General features: G+C 46.7%; 5 protein-coding genes. 3 read left to right on the top strand and 2 right to left on the bottom strand.

Features of this window, described 5'->3' with window-relative positions:
* Positions 1-109: 109 nt before the first annotated feature.
* Positions 110-718, bottom strand: coding sequence for an ABC transporter transmembrane domain-containing protein (locus tag F6K49_RS39650; protein ID WP_293030610.1), 609 nt, complete (start codon positions 716-718; stop codon positions 110-112).
* A 73-nt stretch (positions 719-791) separates the two neighbouring features.
* Between F6K49_RS39650 and F6K49_RS39645 the strand changes: the two genes are divergently transcribed.
* Genes F6K49_RS39645 through F6K49_RS39635 form a run of 3 tightly spaced genes read left to right on the top strand, consistent with a single transcriptional unit; the run spans position 792 to position 1,960 of the window.
* On the top strand, positions 792-1,025 hold the full coding sequence (locus F6K49_RS39645) for a hypothetical protein (protein WP_293030607.1): 234 nt from the start codon (positions 792-794) through the stop codon (positions 1,023-1,025).
* Entirely contained in the window at positions 1,022-1,255 is a 234-nt protein-coding gene (locus F6K49_RS39640) for a hypothetical protein (protein ID WP_293030604.1), read from the top strand. The genes F6K49_RS39645 and F6K49_RS39640 overlap by 4 nt, the downstream gene beginning before the upstream one ends.
* A gap of 18 nt (positions 1,256-1,273) precedes the next feature.
* The gene (locus F6K49_RS39635) at positions 1,274-1,960 is read left to right on the top strand and encodes a hypothetical protein (RefSeq protein ID WP_293030601.1); all 687 of its coding nucleotides are present in this window, start codon (positions 1,274-1,276) and stop codon (positions 1,958-1,960) included.
* A gap of 47 nt (positions 1,961-2,007) precedes the next feature.
* Here the strand turns inward: F6K49_RS39635 and F6K49_RS39630 are convergent, their stop codons facing one another.
* On the bottom strand, positions 2,008-2,649 hold the full coding sequence (locus tag F6K49_RS39630) for an HlyD family efflux transporter periplasmic adaptor subunit (RefSeq protein WP_293030598.1): 642 nt from the start codon (positions 2,647-2,649) through the stop codon (positions 2,008-2,010).
* Positions 2,650-2,786 lie beyond the last annotated feature (137 nt).

The raw sequence follows: 2,786 nt of genomic DNA, 5'->3' as shown, positions 1-2,786 counted from the left end.
ATTTCACGAGGGATGGATTTTCACCATCATGGTTATCAAGTTGTCAAGGTTCAGTTTCCTGAGACCAGGCGGCTAATCCCCCAAAACCCTTGTAGGGTAAGGTTTATAGTCAACGAATCGCACCTTCCCGAGAAATTCGTTTTAAAAATGGTGTAGAAATCAACGCCAGCAGGAAAAAAGGTGGTAAAATCACTAAAATTAGCAGCGCCATCTTCCAACTGTACCAAAACATCAACCCCACATAGATAAAAACTGTTAGTAAATCTAGCAGGATAGATAACGCCTCACCCGTGAGAAACCGCTCAATTTTACGATTTTCCTGAATCCGGGAGGTAATATCACCCACAAAACGAGACTCAAAGAAACCTAAAGGTAATCGCAAGGTATGGCTGATAAACCCCACAATCAGTGCTAGGTCTACCTTATTCGCCGTGTGGTCAAGCAAATATTGCCGCAACCCGGTAATCGCCACCCGAAACAGAGTAAACATCAGCAATCCTAACCCCACAGCAGTTAGGGTGAGGGTGCTCCGTTGCACCACCACTCGGTCTAAAATTATCTGGGTAAATATCGGTGTAATCAGACCAAATATCTGGATCATCAGGGAAGCAATAAACACCTCCAGCAACACGAAACTGTGAGGTTTTACCAACTCAAAAAATTGCCAGAAAGACGTCTTACTCCTGGCTGCCTGACACAAGTGGCTCAAAGCACGCAATTACATGGTTTATGAGAAAAAGGGCAGAGTGTTATGCTGACGCTAGAGCCATTACACAACTAGCAATTTGAGCATGTCTTACTCTACCCAATTTCATGATCAACTAATGAGCTTTTTGCGTCAATACAGCCGCTACCGCGATCTGCGTCACATCAAAGCTCTAGCTTGGATGGTGAGCGCCTTAATCTGTAGTGGCCAGTTTTGCCAACCGGCCTGGGAGCCTTATGTCCCGAGTCGTGCCAAATTTGCCCAAAGTGTTGAACGCGCCTTGGCACCGCTTTTTGAGCAATACTCGCCATTTGTGTGAAGTCGCTGTATATTCCCCTAGTATTACTCGCCTTAAAAGATTGGCAGTCCCACCGTCTATATCTTGCCCTCGATACCACAGTCTTATGGAATCGCTACTGTATGATTCATCTATCGGTGGTCTGTTGTGGTCGCGCCGTACCATTCCTATGGCGGGTACTGGAACACAACAGCGCGGCAGTAGCCTTCGATACATATCGACCCTTGTTACGTCAAAGCCAGTGGCTATGAAGTCAACATCCTGATGTGATGTTGAAAGCCCATCGGGGCAAAGCAAACCACGATCTGATCAGTTGGTTACAAGCTAGCAATTGGCACTACTGCCTACGATTGCCCTGTGATGTACTGCTTCATGGTCCCCATCGCTATCCCGTTGAAGTCAGCTATCTGTGGCCACCATATGGAGTTGCTGTCTTTTATCGTAATGTTGGTCTATGGCAAGATGGAGTACATCGTTGTAATCTTGTATTAGCCAAGGTCAAAGGGGTCTTCGAGCCCTGGGCCGTTATTACCGATGAGCCTCCCACCTTACTTTCTTTGTGGCAATACGGTTTCCGTTTTAGGGTAGAGGAACTATTTTTAGATAGCAAATCCGGAGCCAAAGAAGCTCGAAGACTCTCGCATTCGCTCAGCTGTTGCACGCTTAGCGGCTTATGCCCGTGGCTGCCGTGGCCTTGCTTTACGCCACCACCCAAGGCATGGCTGTTCAATCTTGTTGGCTTACGGCGACAGGTAGATCCCCATTGGTTTCGAGGCCTCAGCTATCTCAAAATTGGTCTGCGTTGGCTCAAGGGCGTAGTCAATAAAGGTCGGCTACTTTTAACGCCAGTACCATTGTTGCCAATAGATCCACAACCATGCTTTGCTAGCCATAAAGCCAAGTCTGATTACTACGACCAGATCTGGTTTTCGCGCATCCGGTCATGGAGCGTGTAGAACCTGATCAGCCTAGTTTTCACATAGATGTGTCAGGCAGTCAGGCGCTATAGTTCCAAACCCCCCTGCTGCAACTTCTTAAATGGATCCAGAATTAAATCCATAATCCGACGCTGGCGGACAATTACTTCTGCGGTTGCAGTCTCCCCTGGGCGGAGAGCAATACATTCCTTTGGTGTGGGCATACAGGTTTTATTGAGTTTAATTTCTAGGTCATAAGTAGGCACTTTACCCTGCTCCGTTTCCGTCACCTTGGAGGTTGGGTAAATTTTGATTACCTTTCCTTCTACTACCCCATAGTCTTGGAAAGGATAAGCATCAAACTTCATTTTCACTGCCATTCCTTCCCGTAAGGAGCCACTTTCTGAAATAGCGATCTGCGCCCGCAGGGAAAGGAAAGACCCCTGTGGGGCAATCTCGACTATAGTATCTCCAGGTTGCACCACAGCCCCGGCACTTTTGATTGGGGACTGAAACACGATTCCCTCGATCGGAGCAGCTAACATCCTTTGATTTAACTGAAATTCCAAGGATTTAATCTGACTTTTAGTCTGAGATAGTTCCGCTTGGAGGGTAGTAATTTGGGTTTCTATATTTTTCAGTTGTTCCTCACTTTTTAGTAACGCCAGTTTACCAGAATGAACGTAACCGTTCAGGGGGGTAGAAGTGGGATAGCCAAAAATTGCCACCAAACTATGGTATAGCAGTCGCCATCATAGTTAGGACAAAGAAAACGAAAAGCCCTTCCACTTATCGTCCGATTTCTGTCATGCCTTTTCCTTACAGCGAAGACCTGCGCCAAAAAGTAATTCAGGCGATCGAACTC

Source organism: Moorena sp. SIO3I6 (assembly GCF_010672095.1).
This window is presented reverse-complemented; position numbering and strand designations above follow the sequence as displayed.

What these genes read in the sequence shown, in the direction of transcription:
- F6K49_RS39645 (WP_293030607.1), top strand. Translation starts at nt 792, where the DNA reads ATGTCTTACTCTACCCAATTTCATGATCAACTAATGAGCTTTTTGCGT.
- F6K49_RS39635 (WP_293030601.1), top strand. Translation starts at nt 1,274, where the DNA reads ATGTTGAAAGCCCATCGGGGCAAAGCAAACCACGATCTGATCAGTTGG.